The 19049-nt window shown below is 37.9% G+C and carries 15 protein-coding genes; 13 read left to right on the forward strand and 2 right to left on the reverse strand.

Translation table 11 applies throughout. From position 1 onward, the window contains the following. Positions 1 to 425: 425 nt before the first annotated feature. Together ACB089_RS01930 and ACB089_RS01935 are read right to left on the reverse strand one after the other, a co-directional pair. Positions 426 to 5513, reverse strand: coding sequence for a DUF4132 domain-containing protein (locus ACB089_RS01930; protein ID WP_374965050.1), 5088 nt, complete (start codon positions 5511 to 5513; stop codon positions 426 to 428). Between the two features lie 12 nt (positions 5514 to 5525). Next, positions 5526 to 5945, reverse strand: coding sequence for a hypothetical protein (locus ACB089_RS01935; RefSeq protein WP_374965052.1), 420 nt, complete (start codon positions 5943 to 5945; stop codon positions 5526 to 5528). A 155-nt stretch (positions 5946 to 6100) separates the two neighbouring features. Between ACB089_RS01935 and ACB089_RS01940 the strand changes: the two genes are divergently transcribed. From ACB089_RS01940 to ACB089_RS02000, 13 genes are all read left to right on the forward strand, one after another. Further along, positions 6101 to 6610 carry an RNA polymerase sigma factor gene (locus ACB089_RS01940; protein ID WP_374965054.1) on the forward strand — a complete coding sequence of 170 codons (510 nt, stop codon included), beginning with the start codon at positions 6101 to 6103 and terminating at the stop codon, positions 6608 to 6610. Then, positions 6610 to 7143 carry a hypothetical protein gene (locus tag ACB089_RS01945; RefSeq protein ID WP_374965056.1) on the forward strand — a complete coding sequence of 178 codons (534 nt, stop codon included), beginning with the start codon at positions 6610 to 6612 and terminating at the stop codon, positions 7141 to 7143. The genes ACB089_RS01940 and ACB089_RS01945 overlap by 1 nt, the downstream gene beginning before the upstream one ends. Continuing rightward, a complete protein-coding gene (locus ACB089_RS01950) occupies positions 7143 to 7700 on the forward strand; it encodes a hypothetical protein (RefSeq protein WP_374965057.1) in 558 nt (185 codons plus the stop codon). Before ACB089_RS01945 ends, ACB089_RS01950 begins: the two co-directional genes overlap by 1 nt. A 600-nt stretch (positions 7701 to 8300) precedes the next feature. Continuing rightward, the gene (ltrA, locus tag ACB089_RS01955; RefSeq protein ID WP_374963429.1) at positions 8301 to 9563 is read left to right on the forward strand and encodes a group II intron reverse transcriptase/maturase; all 1263 of its coding nucleotides are present in this window, start codon (positions 8301 to 8303) and stop codon (positions 9561 to 9563) included. 250 nt (positions 9564 to 9813) lie between these two features. Further along, the gene (locus tag ACB089_RS01960; protein ID WP_374967644.1) at positions 9814 to 11103 is read left to right on the forward strand and encodes a glycoside hydrolase family 18 protein; all 1290 of its coding nucleotides are present in this window, start codon (positions 9814 to 9816) and stop codon (positions 11101 to 11103) included. 134 nt (positions 11104 to 11237) lie between these two features. Continuing rightward, complete coding sequence (locus tag ACB089_RS01965) at positions 11238 to 13448, forward strand: YcdB/YcdC domain-containing protein (protein ID WP_374965059.1); 2211 nt, start codon at positions 11238 to 11240, stop codon at positions 13446 to 13448. A 98-nt stretch (positions 13449 to 13546) separates the two neighbouring features. After that, complete coding sequence (locus tag ACB089_RS01970) at positions 13547 to 14011, forward strand: YusW family protein (RefSeq protein WP_374965061.1); 465 nt, start codon at positions 13547 to 13549, stop codon at positions 14009 to 14011. A gap of 228 nt (positions 14012 to 14239) precedes the next feature. Beyond that, on the forward strand, positions 14240 to 14425 hold the full coding sequence (locus ACB089_RS01975; protein ID WP_374965063.1) for a hypothetical protein: 186 nt from the start codon (positions 14240 to 14242) through the stop codon (positions 14423 to 14425). Between the two features lie 61 nt (positions 14426 to 14486). Next, positions 14487 to 15470 carry a ring-cleaving dioxygenase gene (locus tag ACB089_RS01980; protein ID WP_223555348.1) on the forward strand — a complete coding sequence of 328 codons (984 nt, stop codon included), beginning with the start codon at positions 14487 to 14489 and terminating at the stop codon, positions 15468 to 15470. Between the two features lie 76 nt (positions 15471 to 15546). Beyond that, positions 15547 to 16164 carry a nitroreductase family protein gene (locus ACB089_RS01985; protein WP_374965065.1) on the forward strand — a complete coding sequence of 206 codons (618 nt, stop codon included), beginning with the start codon at positions 15547 to 15549 and terminating at the stop codon, positions 16162 to 16164. 62 nt (positions 16165 to 16226) lie between these two features. Further along, a complete protein-coding gene (locus tag ACB089_RS01990) occupies positions 16227 to 16769 on the forward strand; it encodes an NADPH-dependent FMN reductase (RefSeq protein ID WP_374965067.1) in 543 nt (180 codons plus the stop codon). Between the two features lie 129 nt (positions 16770 to 16898). After that, positions 16899 to 18263 (forward strand): ATP-binding protein, encoded by a 1365-nt coding sequence (locus ACB089_RS01995; RefSeq protein WP_374965069.1) that lies wholly within the window; start codon positions 16899 to 16901, stop codon positions 18261 to 18263. Positions 18264 to 18269: 6 nt separating this feature from the next. Beyond that, complete coding sequence (locus ACB089_RS02000; RefSeq protein WP_374965070.1) at positions 18270 to 18953, forward strand: response regulator transcription factor; 684 nt, start codon at positions 18270 to 18272, stop codon at positions 18951 to 18953. The last annotated feature ends 96 nt before the right edge of the window (positions 18954 to 19049 follow it).

A 19049-nucleotide genomic window follows, 5' to 3' on the forward strand; every position in this document is an offset into this window, starting at 1 on the left:
AACGAAGGCGAAGTGCGTCACTTCCTGTGACAACGCCTTCGTGACCAACATCGTGTTGGCCTCAGGGTCTCGCCTGTCTCGCTTTCCCACGGGAGTCGAGTAGCCTTCCACTACAATCAGCAATAGTGTAGAACTTTTATAAAATCTATGCATTTCAAAAGTGAACAAATGGTTGCTCTTCATAATAGACTTATAACAGTTAGGGCGATTGTATATCTGTTTTTGCTGACGCTTCGCTCTATACTATGACACCTTAATAAATCACCTTTATGTTAAAGAACCACAACATTCACAAAGATCTTCCTGACCAGTTTGTTTTCAACACTATAAATGCCCTCCAATATTTAAATGGAGGGCATTGCAATTTTAACAACAGGTGACGAAAATTTCTAGCGACCGTTTCCTGTTTTTGTGCACATGAGGCTTTAGCGCATTTGCTCGTAGCTACGGATATGTCCTAAAATAGCTGGATCTTTAATTTTTGTATCCTCACTTAACAGTAAAAGCTTTGACATAATCTCGGCTGTACGCGGATCGTCATCCACCATTGGTAAGAAAATTCGTCCGCGGTGCTGAGATGGTACGGCGATTATTGGAATCATTGAACCGCCCACTTGATGGACAACGCCACTGCCTAAGTGCAATGAATAGCTAGCAAGTTTGCCTTCAATAAGTGCATGCTGCTTTTTCACTTCGACATTTGTTAGCTTTAATAGCTTCGCTAATTCTTCTACAATGACACTACGCATATCAATTGTAGAATGGCTCGCTTCAGGATCAACGCCACCGACATGTGCAACACTTACAACGAGGTCAATATCTCGCATTACTTCTGAGAATATCGTTGCAGGAATGTCATCTAATACTAGGTCTTTACCAGTTAAACGATTGTAGAAATAGACACCTTCAATAGCCGGTGCTTCGATCTCTGCTGGTGTAAACCAATCTGCCTGCGCATACAAGGAGGCAACGATATTTTCTTTGTAATACACTTTTCGTGGTCCTTCATCATAACTAATTTGCCAACCTCGTGTTTTTAAGAGTGCAACCGTTTGAGAAGGGTTTACTTGATGTCCCGCATAACGCAATGATCTTTTTTGTCCTTGTTCATCTGCATTTATTACATACAGCTCACGGAATATTTGCTTAAATGGCTGTTTTATTTCGTGTTCGAACATTTTAGCTTGCCATTGTCGCCATTGTCCGCTTTGCAGTAGGTGATACGGATGGGCGATTGTTAATATAGCTGTAGGAGCAAGCGATACTATGTCGTCTGCTAGTAGTTTTAGACCATCCTTAGTTAGCCATCCTACATGCTCTTCTTTTTTAAAGATGAGCTTTTGTAGAAGTGGAGCTAAAATCGGGTGCTCTAATAAATTGATCAGCTCTTCGGCAAAGAATTTAGTTTCAAGCTCCATTGCCTGTTCGAGTGCTGGGCGTGCTCGTTTATATTGCTCCTGTAATTCTTTTCTTGCCTCCTGCAATTCTACAACTTGCGCATGTTTTTTCAGTGCAGCAGGAATGTTTTTTAGTCGCTTCCCATCCTTTTCAACGATCATCGTCACATTTGCATCTTCCTCAATTTGTAGCTGTGCAGTAATATGTTCGATTTGTTGTGCATCGAATAAATGCTTGATATCGGTAAAGGCTGCTAGCTCCATGCGCCATGTGAAGCGTGTTGTTTCGCCGTCTCCTGCATTTCGTGCTAAATTTTCGAGCGCAATGCTGGCTGCACGTGCTTCACTAGCACGACGCTGTGCACCAAATTGTTTGCTTTCCTTTAAAAACTGTTGGATGAATTGATAGCGTGTTAGCGCATCCTGTTGATCCGATTTTTTTAGTGGGATAAGTCCGAGTGCACGTAGTTTATCTTTATTGCGTTTATCACGAATTTCTTCCATTAACGGTTCTGGACTAAGCTTGCCTATTGCTGTATCAGCATAAAGCTGTGCTCGACGGTGGTTAGCTCCCTCCGATGCATATTTTGCTGCATCATATACAATCTTGAAATTTTTGGCGCCTATTGTTTGATACGCACTTTGGAACCAAGCTAAATCAAATGCACCGTCACGGAAGTCATCAGCAGTAATGCTTGAGAAAAGAGTAATCTGATCTTTAGCAAAGTCCGATAAATGGTCGGTTGTATGGGCGATAAAGTACCATGCTGATTCTTTTAATCCTTCCCAATCAATCAATTCACTAACAAGGTCGACCCAATGTTGGTTATACATCATCGCTTCAATTAAGCGTTCTTTTGAAATATCTGTTTTTTCCCACGCATCTTTTAATTGCTGCGCAGTTTCTTCCTTTTTAGGATAGCAGCTTGCAAGTAGGCGAGAAAAAACATCCTTTTTCGTTTCTGCTTGCCAAATATAGCCACGAGCAAGCTTTTCACCATCTAATGCTTGTAAAATCTTTAAGAAATAATCAATACCCTCTATATAAGAAATTCTACTAGCGAGTTTCGTTACTGCTGTAGGAATATCACCACGCATAAGCTCGATCTCTAAAATGCGATCAATGGCCTGCTCACGAACAGCAAAGAGATTCGATAAGTCTTCAAATGACTGTTGATAACGCTCCGTTAATTTACTTGGTGCACCAAGTATTTCAGAGGCTAATGTATCTGTGAAGATGGTTTCAAATAAATGATCCGTAGTGAACAAGCCTGCTTTACAAGCATCTAAATATTGGAATAGGTTTAGATTGTATATAGTTGGGCTATATTGCTCTGTCTGCTTCCTCTTTGTTAACTCTTCGTTAATGGCAAGCATTTTGACATATTCACCGTAAGTCGTATAGTCAGAGAAGCATCGATGAACAAAAGTACCAATAACATCTAAAGCTACTATAGTTGAAGTAGAGCTATAATAATAGTCCCTCTCTCGTACCTCGAGCTTCCACTGCTCGGCCGATATTTGTGTTAAAAGCTGAAGCATAATACCGATTGCTTGTTCAAAAGCATTAAACTCAGGTGCATGCTGTGTTAGTAATGCGACAGCCTCTTTATGAAGCGCCTGCTCTCCAGAGACATTATCTAAATCTTGGGAAAGTACAGTGAAAATTCGTTCCACTGTTCGCTGATATTTGAAGTTGTTAAACTTAGCAACAAATTCTTTTATTTCTGCATAATTAAAGAATGGAGCGATTAAGGTTTGTGCTGCTTCGCTCAGTTCATGTACCGCAGGATGTTCAGATAGATTGTTATAAAAGTTAAAATAAGCTAAATCCTCTGTACTGAATTTGGACGTCTTTATCCACTGGAGAATTTCATCTGGTATCGGATATACATCGAGACTTGCGTTTCGATTGTTTTCTGTTTTCGCAGCAACGATGTTAAATGTTTGCCCTAATGTTGTTGTAATCGGCGTATCATTCCATTGATATGTCTCGTACTCATAGTGGGCATTAGCATCTAATAGTTGAATAAGTTGTTCAAGCTTTAACAACAGCTTCTCTATATCATAATGAAAGAATTTTTCCAGCGGCATGGATTCCTGCATATATAAAGGAACAAGCTGCTGCCATGCTTCCACACCGTTCATCTTTATATCAATAGTAGTGATGTTGTCGTATTGAATAGGAGGGTGTGGCGTATATAAACCAAAGCCATCGTCCTCGTTATATTCTGGAACATCACTTGTTAACAATTGATCTAACATCACTTGTTCTGTCTTCGTTACTTTCGGAAGCAGGTCACAGAATGCGGCTATTTGCTCACTAGCTAAGTGATATTCTTTAGAAGCTTCCAACAACAACTCAAGCCCACCAAGTCGCTTCAACTGCTTCTTGTCCTGTATGAGTCGTTCGGCACTTTGCAATATTTTCTCCTGCGACTGAAGCTTTAAGAGTGAAATGGCTTCTTTACGAAGTGAGCCTGATTTATTCGCTAAAAGGTCCTCAATTTTTAAAACTTCATCGTCTGTAGGTGTTAGTGATTGTATTTTGTTCAACGCAAGGGAACGATTGATAGAGCTTCGATCTCGTAAAGCGCTAAATAGAAAATCGCGCTTTCCTTGCGTAGTATCGTCAAGACAATAAATATTCAGAAGGCCGATTCTACTTGTAGGAGAGTAAGAATCTGCATCCGCAATAATACGTTGAAATAGCTCTTCATCTTGTAAATGGTGGGCTAAAATGATTTGTGTTGAAATTAAATCTTCTAACGACAAGTGTGCATAGACGAATGATAAAGGTTTTCCTGTAATTGTTATACCATCTTTCGTGACTTCGCTTTTTGCCCATTCAAGCTGTTCAAATAGAGAGTATTCAATACCTTGTAGCTGGGTATTGTCTTGCATGAACTTTTGTAAATCTTTAACCCAATCGTTATCTCTAGCATATTCACTATTAATATAGTTATTTGCATATAGGAAATTGCCCCAAGCAAATGTAAATAGCTCAATATCCGTCGTTGTTAAAATAAGATCCTTGACATACTGTGCAGTGAAGGAAGTTTTCCCTAGATTTTTTAAAAATGCAAGTGTTGTCAGCTGGATATGCTTTTCGCGGTTTAACAACTCTGGCAAAATAGTATCGAGTTTCGTGTAATCCTTTGTAGAAATTGTCCAAAGTGCCACGTAAATATCGATCGTTCGCTCACTTTTTAGTAGCTCAACGGCGAACTGGTCGTCTTCAATTGCTTGAATCGCTAACGATAATACTTCCTCTGTTACTTTTTGATTTTCGAAGCTAGTATAGCCAAGTCCCATCCATGTATCGACAGCGCGAATCACGGAGGAGAAGCGAGTGAGCTGATGCTCCTGAATTAGCTTCATAATTGTCAGCTGCGCATCGAGAGTACCATGATCAATATTTTCTACAATGGCTTGACGTAGTCCCTCTTGCCGTGCAGCAGCAACTAATAGTTTACCAAGTGCCTCATGCATACGAGTATTGGTTGATTTGAAAATACCTCTTATCAGTGGGTATCCAAAAAAGGTACCCTGATGCTCGTCAAATAATATATTTTCAACCGCTTCTTCAATAACAGAGTTTTCTAAGGACAGTTCTTCAGCAAGCATTTGTTCAAAAACATTAAAGGGCATTACCTTTGTATTCTCATTTTTAATGACAAAGGAGCTATAGTTAGGGTAAGAACCATGTTCAAATTGATTGTGATTTATCAGTAATTCCTGCAGATTCATTTCTTCAAATGTCAGCATTTCTTCAATTAATTGTAAGCATTGAGAAAGGTGGTCCTGTACGGGTTGTGCAGAACGAAATGATCTACGCATAAAGCCGGTCTGAAACATTGCTGTATCGTAACGTAATGCCAGTTTCTTAATAGTTTGTGCACGCTCTTGTGAAGAAAAGAGTGTAAGAACATCGAATAGTGGCCCAGCAAATAGCTCCTCAAGTGTTGTGACATTTAATTCAGCAACTTGTCGCTCAATATCATGATCACGATTATCCATATAGTGAAGCAATGCCGTGGCTAGTGGCTGAATAGCTATTGGTGCAGTATCTATTTTGTTTTGCAATTGTACATTTTGTTCATGTGTAAGTGTCATGAGAATCGCTCCTTACCAAATGCGTCCTGCTAGCATTGTTAGTTTAATAAATGTAAAAACATCGTCTTCTTGTATTGTGAATGGTGTAGTAAGTGAATTCAATTGTTCCTCATTATGGAGTACTAAGAAAAGCTCATCTTCAAAGGCTTGGAGCACTGTCGATATAGCTTGGTCTATAGACTGTACAGAGGCATTTTTTTTCTCACCAAAATGTACTTTGCCATGCTGTACTGCCTCCTCTAGCTGCTGATCAGTAATATAAATATGGAGCGGAGTATCCAGTGCTTTTTCGTTATAATTCTGAACTTCTTGTGTTACAAGTTGCGTAAGTAAATCTTTCAAAGTATAGACAGGCTCTTCAATAGTAAATGGAATTTTTTGAAGTTTACGTGATTTTTTGCCGATTGTTTTTTGTTGGTAAAATAAATGCAATCTAACACCTCCTTACAGTAACTTCATTATACAAGAGAGTAAATGGCGAAAAGAATGAGGCATTTTACGTTAGTTGTATAAAAAAATTTGGGAAAAGTGTAACAAATAAATTGTTGCGACGACTTATTTGTGAGTGTAGAAAGTGGGGTGAAGTTTTGCATAAGGATATACGGGAAATAGAACATTTGTACGATTGTTATTATCGTGATGTGTATCATTTTGCGCTTTATTATACAAATAGCAAGCAAGAGGCAGAGGATATTACGCAAGAAACGTTTTTTAAAGTGATGAAGCAGTTAGATCATTTAAAGGATAAAGATAAAGTAAAAACTTGGATCATATCAATAGCACGAAATACAGCAGTAGACATACATAGAAGGCAGAAAATAAAACGTCTATTAATAGAAAAACTTAGCTGGCAGCCTGTATTAAAGGAAGTTCCTGAGCCTCTAAAAATGGTAGAACTACATGAACAATGGGAAACAGTACAAGAGGCACTAATGACGTTAAAATCACATGATCGAACAATCATTATTTGCCGAATGTTAAAAGACTACACTATTCAAGAAACAGCAGCAATTTTGGGTATCTCGGAAGTCAAAGTGCGCGTTGATTTTCACCGAGCCCTGGCAAGACTTCGAAAAAAGGTAGGGAGGGATGATTGATGGACGAACGTGATTACGAGTTATTTGACGCATTAAAAAAACGCCCTGATAAAGATCCGGATGTAGATTTCTCCAATCAATTGCGTAGAGAGCTACAAAAGAGTCATATAAAGAAAACAAAACGATTACCTGTTGCAACAATACTAACCGTTCCTGTATCATTAGCCGTTTTTCTATTTGTCTTCATGATTGGTGCAGGGCAATCGTTCGAACTGAAAAATGCAGCACAGTTAACCATCAATCAGGAGAAAAACTTTACACATCTAGTAGTCATTTTTCTATTGCTTGCGCTCTCGATGTTTATTTTGTTCGTTTATTATAAAGGGCTTACGAGGGGAAAACTTGTCTACATGACGTTCGCATTGTCTTTCTTGGCATGGATTGGGAACCTAGTATATGCAGAGAAACAAAACATAGATGAACCTATTGTGCAACCAAGTTATAGTGAATCCTATGATAGTAAGCAAGATCATATAGATGAAATTCAACAGGATAACTATTTCATGAAAACAACAGAGGGAGGCATAAAATAATGAAAAAGCCTTACGAACATTTATTTAACGGTGTGTGCTGTGTTTTTATAGATTTAAGTTTTTTTGGCTTACCAGATATCTATCCAGATTTTATTGGCTATCTATTTTTTACATATGGTATCCACTTACTGCCATCACTTCATAATTTAAAGCGTTGGTCGAAAAACTTCGCCATTATTTTAGCCGTATTATCATTTTTTGTGGAGCTAGATCAATGGCTAGGTTATAAGATGCTAGGGGAAATTGGGGTACAGTTTATGCAATTTTTATTCATCGTCTTTATGTACGTTGTTTTCCAGTTATTATTGCACATTCATAAAAATAAACCTTTAGAAGCTAAAACATTTAAAACATATCAAAAGTTTATAGCATTTATGCTTTGTGGCTTTGTCATACAGTCATTTTCAATAAATATTGATGCAAGTATGCGAGAAAATGTTCATTTTATAGGTTATGTACCACAGTTACTTGCTTATTTCTTTTTTCTATTCTATTTTCGAGCGTGTCATAAATACTATAAAGAAATCAATGAAAACAAGGTCCCTTCGCTGAAATAAGCGAAATCTAAGCATTCGATGCGTCTATATGCAACGAATGCTTTTTTGTGTGCGCCCGGCATGCGTATGAACTATAGGGTGCAAGTCCCGAACCTCGAAGACAGAAGTAGAGGTTAGCCAAGAGCAAGGGTGTCCGTGGCGACGCGGAATCTGAAGGAAGCTGGAGGCAAAACACCGGTCCGAGGAACACAAATCTCATATAAGGCTAGGTATGATTGGATGAGTGTGCACAACAACACAAAGTCCTTTCTGTCGAAGGTCATATCGAGTAAATGAGGCGGATAGATGGTGTGAAAGTGCATACGCTTACCCGGGGAGGTCTGATGGAAACGCAAAGTACACTTTGTAACCTACTTAGCGATAGGTAGCTGAACCATCAGAAGTCAGCAGAGGTCATAGTACCATTCACTTCTAGAATGAATGGAAAGGACCGAACAATTCGGAGAGAATAGCCCTTGGCATGCAGTTTTCTATGATAAACACAGAAAATCCAGAAGGACCGACTTAATGGAGGTAATGGTGAATCCCATGAGGGACATTGAGCGGGTGCAGTAGAAACTGTTATAAGAAGACAAGCTATTCACGGAGGAGTCGAACGAGATGTTAATGAATCAAATTTTATCACGAGAGAATCTGCTTCTCGCACTCAAACGGGTGGAACGAAACAAAGGGAGTCATGGAGTAGACAAAATGCCCGTAAAATTCCTACGACAGCATGTAGTCGAAAACTGGCTAACGATTAAGAAGCAAATTCTTGAGGGAACCTACCAACCACAACCAGTTCGCAGAATCGAAATCCCGAAACCTGACGGCGGTGTGCGACTATTAGGAATCCCAACCGTGACAGACCGACTCATTCAACAGGCAATTGCCCAAGTGCTATCCAACCTATACGACCCGAACTTCTCGAATCATAGTTACGGATTTCGACCAAAACGAAGTGCTCACGATGCAATCCGAGAAGCCAAAGGCTATATAAAAGAAGGATATCGCTGGGTAGTAGATATGGACTTAGAGAAATTCTTCGACAAAGTAAACCATGACCGTCTAATGAGTACATTAGCGAAGAAAATTTCTGATAAACCTCTACTCAAGCTGATTCGTAGATACTTGCAATCGGGTGTCATGATAAATGGTGTCGTTTATGATACAGATGAAGGAACACCCCAAGGGGGTCCACTGAGTCCACTTCTCTCAAACATTGTGCTGGATGAATTAGACAAAGAATTAGAGAAACGTGGTCATAAATTTGTCCGTTACGCCGATGACTGCAATATTTATGTGAAAACAAAACGAGCAGGAGAACGAGTGATGGCAAGTATCAAAACCTTTATTGAGAAGACGCTGCGATTGAAAATAAATGAGAAGAAATCCGCAGTGGCTCGTCCTTGGCAACGTAAATTCCTAGGATTTAGCTTTACCTCCCGCAAAGAACCACAAGTTCGAATTGCGAAAGAGAGCATAAAGCGAATGAAGAACAAAATTCGGGAATTAACAGCTAGAAAGAAGCCATTTCCAATGGAGTACCGAATTCAACAATTGAATCAATACTTAATTGGGTGGTGTGGCTACTTTTCATTAGCGGATACGAAATCAATATTTGAATCACTGGATGGATGGATTAGAAGAAGACTTCGCATGTGTTTATGGAAGAATTGGAAGAAGCCTCGTACGAAAGTGCGCAACCTTATTCGCTTAGGAGTTCCAGACTGGAAGGCTTACGAATGGGGCAATACTCGCAAGAGTTACTGGCGTATTTCGAAAAGTCCAATATTACACAGAACCCTTGGTAACTCTTATTGGAGTAACCAAGGGCTCAAAAGTCTGCAAGCTCGTTATGAAATCTTGCGTTATTCATCTTAATTGAACCGCCGTATACGGATCCGTACGTACGGTGGTTGGAGAGGTCGGGAGTTAGTCACTCCCTCCTACTCGATTTCTCAATTTTATTAGGGGCAAATAACCGAATAAAGCTATTTCCGTTGTCATAAGATTAATTGGTATTGTCCGGTTCATTGCAAAAGATGTTTATTTTTTTAATACTCGGGTAAATGTAATTTAAGTATGACTGTAATGAATCGGCAGTTTAATCATTTCAAAAGGAGGCACTGACATTCAAATACATGTTGTACGAGCAGGGGATTCTGTCTGGGGGATTGCGCAGGCTTATGGGACGACAGTTCAGAAAATTGTAGATGCCAATCAAATTCCTGAACCCAATCGATTAGTTGTAGGGCAAGCTCTTGTGATTCCAATTGTCGGGAGTTTTTATTATGTGCAGCCAGGGGATAGTCTTTGGACTATCAGCCAACGCTTTGGCATCAATTATTTAACGCTCGCACAAGTAAACGGTATTAACCCGAATCAACCTTTATCAGTGGGTCTGAGACTTTATATTCCACCTCAACCAAAAACAAGAGCTGAAACATTGGCGTATTTAGAGCCGAGAGGGACATCCGTTAGTGAATCATTATTGAATCAGGCAAGAGAAGCGGGTCCATTTTTAACTTATCTTGCTTTGTTTAGCTATGAGGCAAGACGAGATGGGACGCTTAAGAGACCGCCAAGTCAAGGTGTACCGCAAATTGCTAATGATACAGGAGCTTCTCTAGCAATGGTTGTCTCAAATTTGGAGGATTTTACTTTTAGTGGTGAGTTAGCAAGAGATATTTTTCAAAGTACAGCAGTACAGGATTTGCTCTTCGATAATATTCTTGAAGAGGCAAAGCGATTAGGAAACGTTAAAGATATACATTTCGATTTTGAGCATTTGCCGGGCGATCAACGCGAGGCGTATAACAATTTTTTAAGGAGAGCTGTGAACCGATTCCATCCACAGGGCTATACAGTATCGACAGCGCTCGCTCCCAAAACAAGTGCTAGTGAGCGAGGTCCGTGGACTGAGGCACATGATTATAAGGCACATGGCGAAATAGTCGATTTTGTTATGCTAATGACTTATGAATGGGGATATTCTGCCGGGCCTCCTATGGCAGTGTCGCCACTTCCTGAAGTTGAGGAAGTTGTAAAATATGCAGTAAGTGAAATACCTCCGAACAAAATATTACTTGGACAGAATTTATATGGCTATGACTGGACACTACCTTTTGTACAAGGGGGACCATATGCAAAAGCAGTTAGTCCGCAAAGAGCAATCGAGATTGCTAAGAAATATAATGCCGCTATTCAGTATGATTTGAGATCTCAGGCACCTTTCTTTGAATACTATGATGAGCAAGGTAAAGCACATATCGTGTGGTTCGAGGATGCAAGATCCATTCAGGCGAAGTTCAATTTAATCAAACAGTACAAACTTCGAGGAGTAGGCTATTGGAAGTTGGGTCTACCATTCCCGCAAAATTGGTTATTAATTGGATCGAATTTTGATGTGGTGAAGAAATGAGAAGCTTTAGGAGATATAGAAATCGCGAGTTGCCCAATCTATTTTCTTCAAAGTGGAAAAAATCTGTAAATATCATTTCTATTTTTGGTAATGTATAGTATAATTATGGTAAATAGTATTTTAGGAGGGATATTTTGGGTAAGTTTAAAAAATTAGGTATTATACTAACGTCTACAGCATTTTCCGTTGGGGTACTTTCACCAATGGCACAGGCTTCTGCTAATGTAAAGGAATCTCCAGAAAGAGTTGCAATTCAGGTAGATTCAAAAGAAACTAAAGTAACAAAAAGTATGCTTGTTAAGCAAGTGCAGACACTGTTTGGAGATAAATTTAATTTTGTCACAGAGAATGATTTCAATATGGGACAAGGGCATTACTATAATGATGATAAAACGGTACGCTATGAATTATTCTTCCATAAAACAATCGACGGCAAAGATATTTACGGTGGTTTTACGTTTAAAGGCGACGATTTAGAATTAGAAAACTTCCACTATCAGCCTGCCAATGTAGCGGATGCAATTTATCCTGCTAAATATTCAAAGGCTGAGGCAAAAAAAGTTGCTGAAGACTTCCTGAAAAAAATGCCTAATACTGCCAATTACAAGCTTCGTGAAGATTTAATGTATGATGATTTTGGTTTCAGTAGACCGATTTCTGAACCAATTTCGTATTCATTCACTTATTCGCCAACTCATAATGGTGTACCATTTAGTGATGAGAGTATGCATATTGAAGTTCTAGCAAATGGTGAAATTGTGGGTATGTATCGTAATACTGAGTCAACTAGTAAAGCAACATTTGACAGCTTAGAACAGAAAAAGAGTGAGGCAGACATACTTGCACAGATTCGCGAAAACTTATCAGTAGAGTTACGTTATTATATTGACTATAACTACGGAACAGATGAAGCAATTGCTAAGCTTGTGTACGTGCCAACTAACTTCATGGGTGTAAATGCATTAAATGGGCAGTGGCAAACGATGAATGGTTTCACTTCACAGGTGCCAAAGACAAAAGGTGTGGAAAAACTTTCAGCACAACCACTTGAGCCTAGAAAGAAAAATATAACATTAGCTGAAGTTGAAGAGTTAGCACAGTCTCTATTAAAAGTTGATTCGGACAAAGTAAAGCTGCGAATTGAATCGATTGATGAAAGAGAAAATGAAAATGGTGAGACAATTTATTCAGTAAATTACATGTATGATTATGGGAATCACGGCACAGGCGCATCATTCGAAGTGAACAAAGCAACAGGTGAACTTATAAGCTTCTGGGATATAAGTGATGAAGTCTTAGAGAAGGATGATAAAGTAGAGCCAATCTCAAAAGATGCTGCGTTAGAAAAGGCATTAGGCTACGTAAAAGAGTGGGCTCCTTCATATATTCATAATTATTCAAAACCAATAGAAGAGCCAATATATGATAAGTATAGTAAGCAATATTACTTCTCGTTCCCACGTATTGTCAATGGCATTGCTGTAGTAGGGGATGAAATCTCTGTTAATATCGGTGCAGATGGGAAACTACAAGGTTTAAATGTTAGTAATCACAAGGTTGATAATTGGCCGTCTGTAAACAAGGCTGTTTCTGCTGATAAAGCAAAAGCAATGTATAGTGATGATGCAAAATTGAATCTACAGTATGCAAAACAGGATGGAGAGGGTAATAGCCACTATAATTTAGTATACTCTCCAGTTTATAATGGAAGCTTGTTCAATGTTGTTGATGCAACATCTGGTGAATGGCTTCATAAAATTGATGATTCTAAAGAACTTCCTGCCATTTCACATCCAACAGCTGGAGGAGAATTAACTTATTTACTACGTCAAAATGTGTTAGACGTTAAAGACCCAGCAAACTTTAATGCTGATACAGCTGTAACAAAGGGAGAAGCTTTGAAAATTTTAGTTAAATCATTATCATGGGGATATGATTATGGTAGAGGAAACGAGAAGCAATCCTTCAAAAATATTGACAAAAAGCATCCTTTATATGGAACTGTTGAACAAGCTGTAAGCATGGGCATGTTACAACCGGCGGATCAATTTGCAGAAGATGCAACATTGACTCGTCAAGAGCTTGCAGAATGGTTAGTACGTGTACTAGATTTAGAAAAAGTAGCTAAACATAGTGATATTTATAAGTTAAACTTCACTGATGCAGGCTCGATTGATCCAGCGTATGCAGGCTATGTTGCTTTAGTAAGCGCAATGGGATTGATGGATGCACAGCAAAATAAATTTAATGCTACTGAGAAAGTGACATATGCAGATTTAGCTGTTTCAACAGTTCGTTTAGCAAAAGCAGTTAATGAAAATAACAGCAGTCGTAATTACTGGTAATCAAAAATAAAAAGGGTATCTCCTATTAGTTGGGGATACTCTTTTTTGTTTGTTTGTAGACGATTTGGGAAATAATATTTGAAGAAAGGAGTGTCAAGATGAGAATAAAATTAGCATTAGTTGTTTCGTTAATGACAGTCATACTTTATGGTTGTACCAAGGAAAAAGTTCAAGACGTCCCTGCCAATGCTCCAACTAAACAAAATACAGGACAGCAGGTGAGCGATACTGCTACTGAACAAATAACGTTTAATTTTTTGGAACTTTCATTGGATGTTGATTATTCTGCAACGGAGTCTTATGAGATGGAATATGAAAATAAAAAATCCGGCATAGAGGCGAGACTAAAGGATGAACGTAAGAATGAAAAGCTTCAAGGTGATGCTGCTTATACAAAATTAGAACCATTGTTCAAGCAACTGACATTTGATTCTACTACACCGAATGATGAGGTAATAGACCAAGTAATCTCAGTATTTCATATTACTGAAGACTTCCAATCGATTGAGGTTGAAGTGGAGTTTGCTGATGGTAATGAAAAGGAATTTAAACGAATTAAATAACAAAACTTCGTTGCATTTATAATATGAAGAGCTAGTTAACACTATAATTACTGGCTCTTTTAATTTCGCTAGGATGATCGTCTCCCATGTAAGGGCACGAATAAATGAGCCAACATTGTACTTTAGGAGATAACAGCAATACAAAAGAATTGCTGTTGAGAAGTCTATATGATATTATTATCTCGAATTAAAGATAATTGATTTGATAAGCTCGAACAAAAAGGCTTTGTGTCTCGACATGCTTGCCCGAAGGATCGTCGTGTCACATATGATTTATTAACATATGAAGGAAATACTTTAATGGAAGAAATATTTCCAAAGCATGAACAAAAAATTAACGAGATTTTTAAAGTATTAGATCAACCAGAGATGGAAACAATGATTCTGTCTTTGAAAAAGGTTGGCTTGCAATAAAAAATAATAAAAAATTTTTACGTAAATATCTCGAATTCGAGATAAATAGGGGGAATATAGAATGAACCATTTAAAAGGAATTCATCACGTTACTGCTATTACAAGTAGTGCAGAAGAGAATTATAAATTTTTTACTCATGTATTAGGAATGCGATTAGTGAAAAAAACGGTTAATCAGGATGATATCCAAACATATCATTTATTCTTTGCTGATGATAAAGGAAGTGCTGGCACAGATATGACTTTCTTTGACTTCCCGAACATTCAAAAAGGTGTACATGGAACAAACGAAATTTCAAAAACATCATTCCGAGTTCCAACAGATGTTGCATTGGACTACTGGCTAAAACGATTTGATCGATTAAATATTAAACATACAGGTATTAAAGAACAGTTTGGTAAGAAAACTTTATCTTTCGTCGATTTTGACGATCAGCAATATCAACTGATCTCTGATGAAAATAATACAGGTGTTGCGTCAGGTACACCATGGCAAGATGGGCCGATACCACTTGAATATGCGATTACAGGCTTAGGTCCGGTTTTTGTTAGAGTTGCTAACTTTAAACATTTCAAAGAGGTACTAGAGAAGGTGATGCTCTTTACAGAAATTGCGGAGGAAGGAGATTTCCATCTATTTGAGGTTGGTGAAGGCGGAAATGGTGCACAAATGGTTGTAGAATTTAACACAGTTTTACCAGTAGCTCGACAAGGCTTCGGTACAGTACACCATGCAGCATTCCGCGTAGAGAATCGGGCTGTATTAGATGAATGGACTGAACGATTTGAAAGCTTTGGCTTCCATACTTCTGGTTATGTAAATCGACACTTCTTTGAATCACTTTATGCACGAGTAGCACCACAAATTTTATTCGAGTTAGCTACTGATGGCCCAGGATTTATGGGAGATGAGCCGTATGAAACTTTAGGTGAAAAATTATCGTTACCACCATTTTTAGAGCCAAAGCGTGCGCAAATCGAAGAGCTTGTTCGCCCTATTGACACTGTAAGAAGTGCTATTACGTTCGATAAAGAATATGAGTAATACTTTTAATCCCATTCAGTAGAGAAACATAAGTCTCTACTGAATGGAAATTACATACTCTTAGGAGGTCAGCTGGATGGAATTTGCAAAGCTAATAGATAAGCGCCGATCAGCAAATAATTTTATAGAGGGCATCAAGATGAGTGAAGAAGATATACGTCCCATTTTGGAGGATGTAAAGCTTGCTCCATCCGCCTTTAATTTACAACATGCCAATTATATCGTTGTACTAGATGAAGAAAAAAAAGAAAAAGTACGAGAAGCAGCAAACGGGCAATATAAAGTGCATTCAGCCTCAGCGGTTATACTTGTATTAGGAGATAAAGAAGCCTATAAAAATACGGCTAACCTTAATCAAGGAATGGTTGACTTAGGCATTATTAATGCTTGTGAATTAGAAAATATCGTTAATGAAAACGCTAAATTTTATGAAGAACGTGGCGAGGAATTTATGAAGGAGGAAGCCATTCGTAACGCTTCACTTTCAGCTATGTTATTTATGCTAGCAGCCAAAAATCGCGGATGGGATACATGTCCAATGATCGGCTTTGATCAGCAACAAATGAGAGCTCTTTTTAATATCCCAGAAACACATGAAATTGCACTAATGATGACAATAGGTAAGGAAAAAGAAAGCAGTCGCCGCCTACGTGGTTATCGAAAACCAGTTGAGGAATTTGCAACCTATTATTAGGTCGGTATACAATGAAATTGATTTACAAATAAAGAATTTTTTCACATTGGGGAGGAAACGTCTTGAAAGTAGTTGCAATCGTAGGTAGTATCCGTAAAGAATCTTATAATATGCAATTAGCAAAATTTATTGAAAAGCGTTATGCAGAGAAATTTGATCTTGAAGTATTAAGCTTGAAGGATTTACCTATGTATAACCAAGATATCGAAAATGAAGCACCACAAACAGTACTTGATTTTAAAGCACGAGTAAAAGCGGCGGATGCAGTTCTTTGGGTGACACCAGAATATAATGGAACTGTGCCAGGTGTAATGGTTAACGCAATCGATTGGTTATCCCGTGTGGACAAAGCAATGATTGGCAAGCCATCATTCATGATGGGGGCATCAATGGGTAACTTAGGTACTGTTAAAGCACAATTACATTTACGAGATATTTTATTCTCACCTGGTGTTAATTCACCATTACTTAGCGGTAATGATGTTTATATTGGTGCAGTACACACTAAGTTTGATGGAGAAGGCAATTTAACAGATGAGGGTACTGTCAAATTCCTTGATGTAGTTATTGATAACTTCTTAAACTGGATGAGAAATTACATTTAAAGATAAGAATGTCCATAAGTAATCTTCATACTTATGGACATTTTTTTGTCTATCTAAGATTTATTTCTGCATGAAATCTTCACACTTTAACGTTATACTTTTATGAAATCCTAAATTGGTGGTTAGAGGATGAAAAAACTTTCACTTAAGCTAGGAATAATCTTTTTTATCACATTATTTAGTATTGAAACATTTATGATGTTATTTTTACATGCTTCTTTAACCAATTCTAGAGTTGAAGAGGAATTAACGAGCTTGCAGGCAAGGGGAAATTCGCATCGAACAATATTAGAGCGAAATTTCGATAAGGAAACATTAGCTCACGTAGTATTAATGGAATCAAAAGAAAATACGGATGTTGTTATTACAGATAAGACTGGGAAAATATTAGCTGCTTCACATCCACATCCTGAAATACAAGCTTATATTAAAAATTCCGAAGATAATGTTCCTTATAATGGTAAGGTTTTGCAGGGTAATTGGCAGGAGGAAAACTATATTTCCACAATTAGCCCTATCCAAAAACAGCAAACGACAATTGGATATGTTTTTATGTTTCAAAATACAGATTCCATCCATGCATTAATGGAACGATTAAATAGACATTTTCTAATTGTTGGTATTATTTCAGGAGTGGTGACCATTGCAGTCATTATTGTTCTGTCTAGAAAGCTTGCCTTCCCATTAGTTCAGATGAAAGAAGCGACTTTGAAAATGAGTAAAGGGGATTTTACAGTGGCCCTTTCTACGAATGGTAAAGATGAACTAAGTGATCTTTCTAATGCAATACAGCTTTTATCAGATGATTTACATCATTTAAGAGAGGAAAGAAAGGAATTTTTATCAAGTATTGCCCATGAGCTTAGAACACCATTAACGTTTATAAAAGGCTATACAGATATTCTCTATAAACGTGATTTAACGGAGCGGGATCGCCAAAAGTATTTAGGTATTATTATAGAAGAAACCAATCGACTTTCTCGTTTAATAAAAGACTTATTTGATTTAGCAAAAATGGATGAAAACTCTTTTGTTATTGACAAAGAAAGTCTTCATTTGGATAAGTTTTTAGCCAATATTGAGACAAAGCTGAGCCCTGCTTTTCAGGAAAAACAAATACACTTTTTTGTTCAATGTGAAGAGGGATTAACATTAATGGCAGATTCGGCAAGACTTGAACAAATTATTTTAAATCTTTTAAATAACGCATTAACTTATTGTTCCCCAGGAGATTCAACTTCTATAATTGTGAACAGGCACAGTCACTTTTTACAAATTAGCATAAAAGATACTGGAAAAGGGATTCCGAAGAAGGATTTACCTTATATTTTTGAACGCTTTTATAGGGTAGAAAAATCTCGTACGCGTGCTCTTGGAGGTTCAGGTTTAGGCCTCGCTATTGTTAAAGAGCTTGTACATGCCCATGGAGGAGAAGTAACCGTTTTTAGTGAGGAAAATAAAGGGACTACTTTTGAATTATTGTTTAAGGAGTAGAAACGAATGAAAACAATATTATTAATTGACGATGAACCTAGGATGTTAGATTTACTAATCCTTTACTTAGAGCCTGCGTTTCATTGTAAAGCAATGTCATCAGCTAAAGATGCTCTAGTTTATTTAGAGGAAAATCATGTAGACTTAGTGCTGTTAGATATCATGATGCCAGAGATGGATGGCTGGCAAGCTTGTCAGGAAATAAGGAAGTTTTGGGATGTACCAGTGATAATGCTAACAGCAAAAGGGGAGCAGGCTGATATTATAAATGGCTTAAATATGGGGGCAGACGACTATATTTTAAAGCCCTTCGATGAGGAAGAGTTACTAGCCCGTATAAACGCGGTATTAAGAAGAACGAAAGTTGAAGAAAAAGTTATTTTCTTTAAAGGGCTACGTTTAAATAAAGAATCCTTTGAATTATCTTTTCAACAAGAAGCTATTTCTTTAACGCCGAAAGAATTTGCGATGTTAGCGTTATTTCTTGATTATCAAAATAAAGTATTTTCAAGGGAGCATCTCATCAGTACGGTTTGGGGTTATCATGTATCAATCGAAGATAGAACAATCGACTCACATGTCCGTAATTTACGAGAAAAATTAAGGAGAAGTGGTTTCCCTGCGGATGAATATTTACAGACTGTTTGGGGGATCGGATACAAATGGCAGCTAAAAAAAACCAATCTTTGACGATTCCCGCAAAGGTTGGTTTTTTGTGTGCGCCCGGCATGCGTATGAACTATAGGGTGCAAGTCCCGAACCTCGAAGACAGAAGTAGAGGTTAGC

This window comes from Lysinibacillus sp. RS10 (genome assembly GCF_041956855.1).
GTDB lineage: Bacteria > Bacillota > Bacilli > Bacillales_A > Planococcaceae > Lysinibacillus > Lysinibacillus xylanilyticus_A.

What these genes read in the sequence shown, in the direction of transcription:
- ACB089_RS02000 (WP_374965070.1), top strand. Translation starts at nt 18,270, where the DNA reads ATGAAAACAATATTATTAATTGACGATGAACCTAGGATGTTAGATTTA.
- ACB089_RS01995 (WP_374965069.1), top strand. Translation starts at nt 16,899, where the DNA reads ATGAAAAAACTTTCACTTAAGCTAGGAATAATCTTTTTTATCACATTA.
- ACB089_RS01950 (WP_374965057.1), top strand. Translation starts at nt 7,143, where the DNA reads ATGAAAAAGCCTTACGAACATTTATTTAACGGTGTGTGCTGTGTTTTT.
- ACB089_RS01945 (WP_374965056.1), top strand. Translation starts at nt 6,610, where the DNA reads ATGGACGAACGTGATTACGAGTTATTTGACGCATTAAAAAAACGCCCT.
- ACB089_RS01980 (WP_223555348.1), top strand. Translation starts at nt 14,487, where the DNA reads ATGAACCATTTAAAAGGAATTCATCACGTTACTGCTATTACAAGTAGT.
- ACB089_RS01970 (WP_374965061.1), top strand. Translation starts at nt 13,547, where the DNA reads ATGAGAATAAAATTAGCATTAGTTGTTTCGTTAATGACAGTCATACTT.
- ACB089_RS01930 (WP_374965050.1), bottom strand. Translation starts at nt 5,513, where the DNA reads ATGACACTTACACATGAACAAAATGTACAATTGCAAAACAAAATAGAT.
- ACB089_RS01985 (WP_374965065.1), top strand. Translation starts at nt 15,547, where the DNA reads ATGGAATTTGCAAAGCTAATAGATAAGCGCCGATCAGCAAATAATTTT.
- ltrA (WP_374963429.1), top strand. Translation starts at nt 8,301, where the DNA reads ATGTTAATGAATCAAATTTTATCACGAGAGAATCTGCTTCTCGCACTC.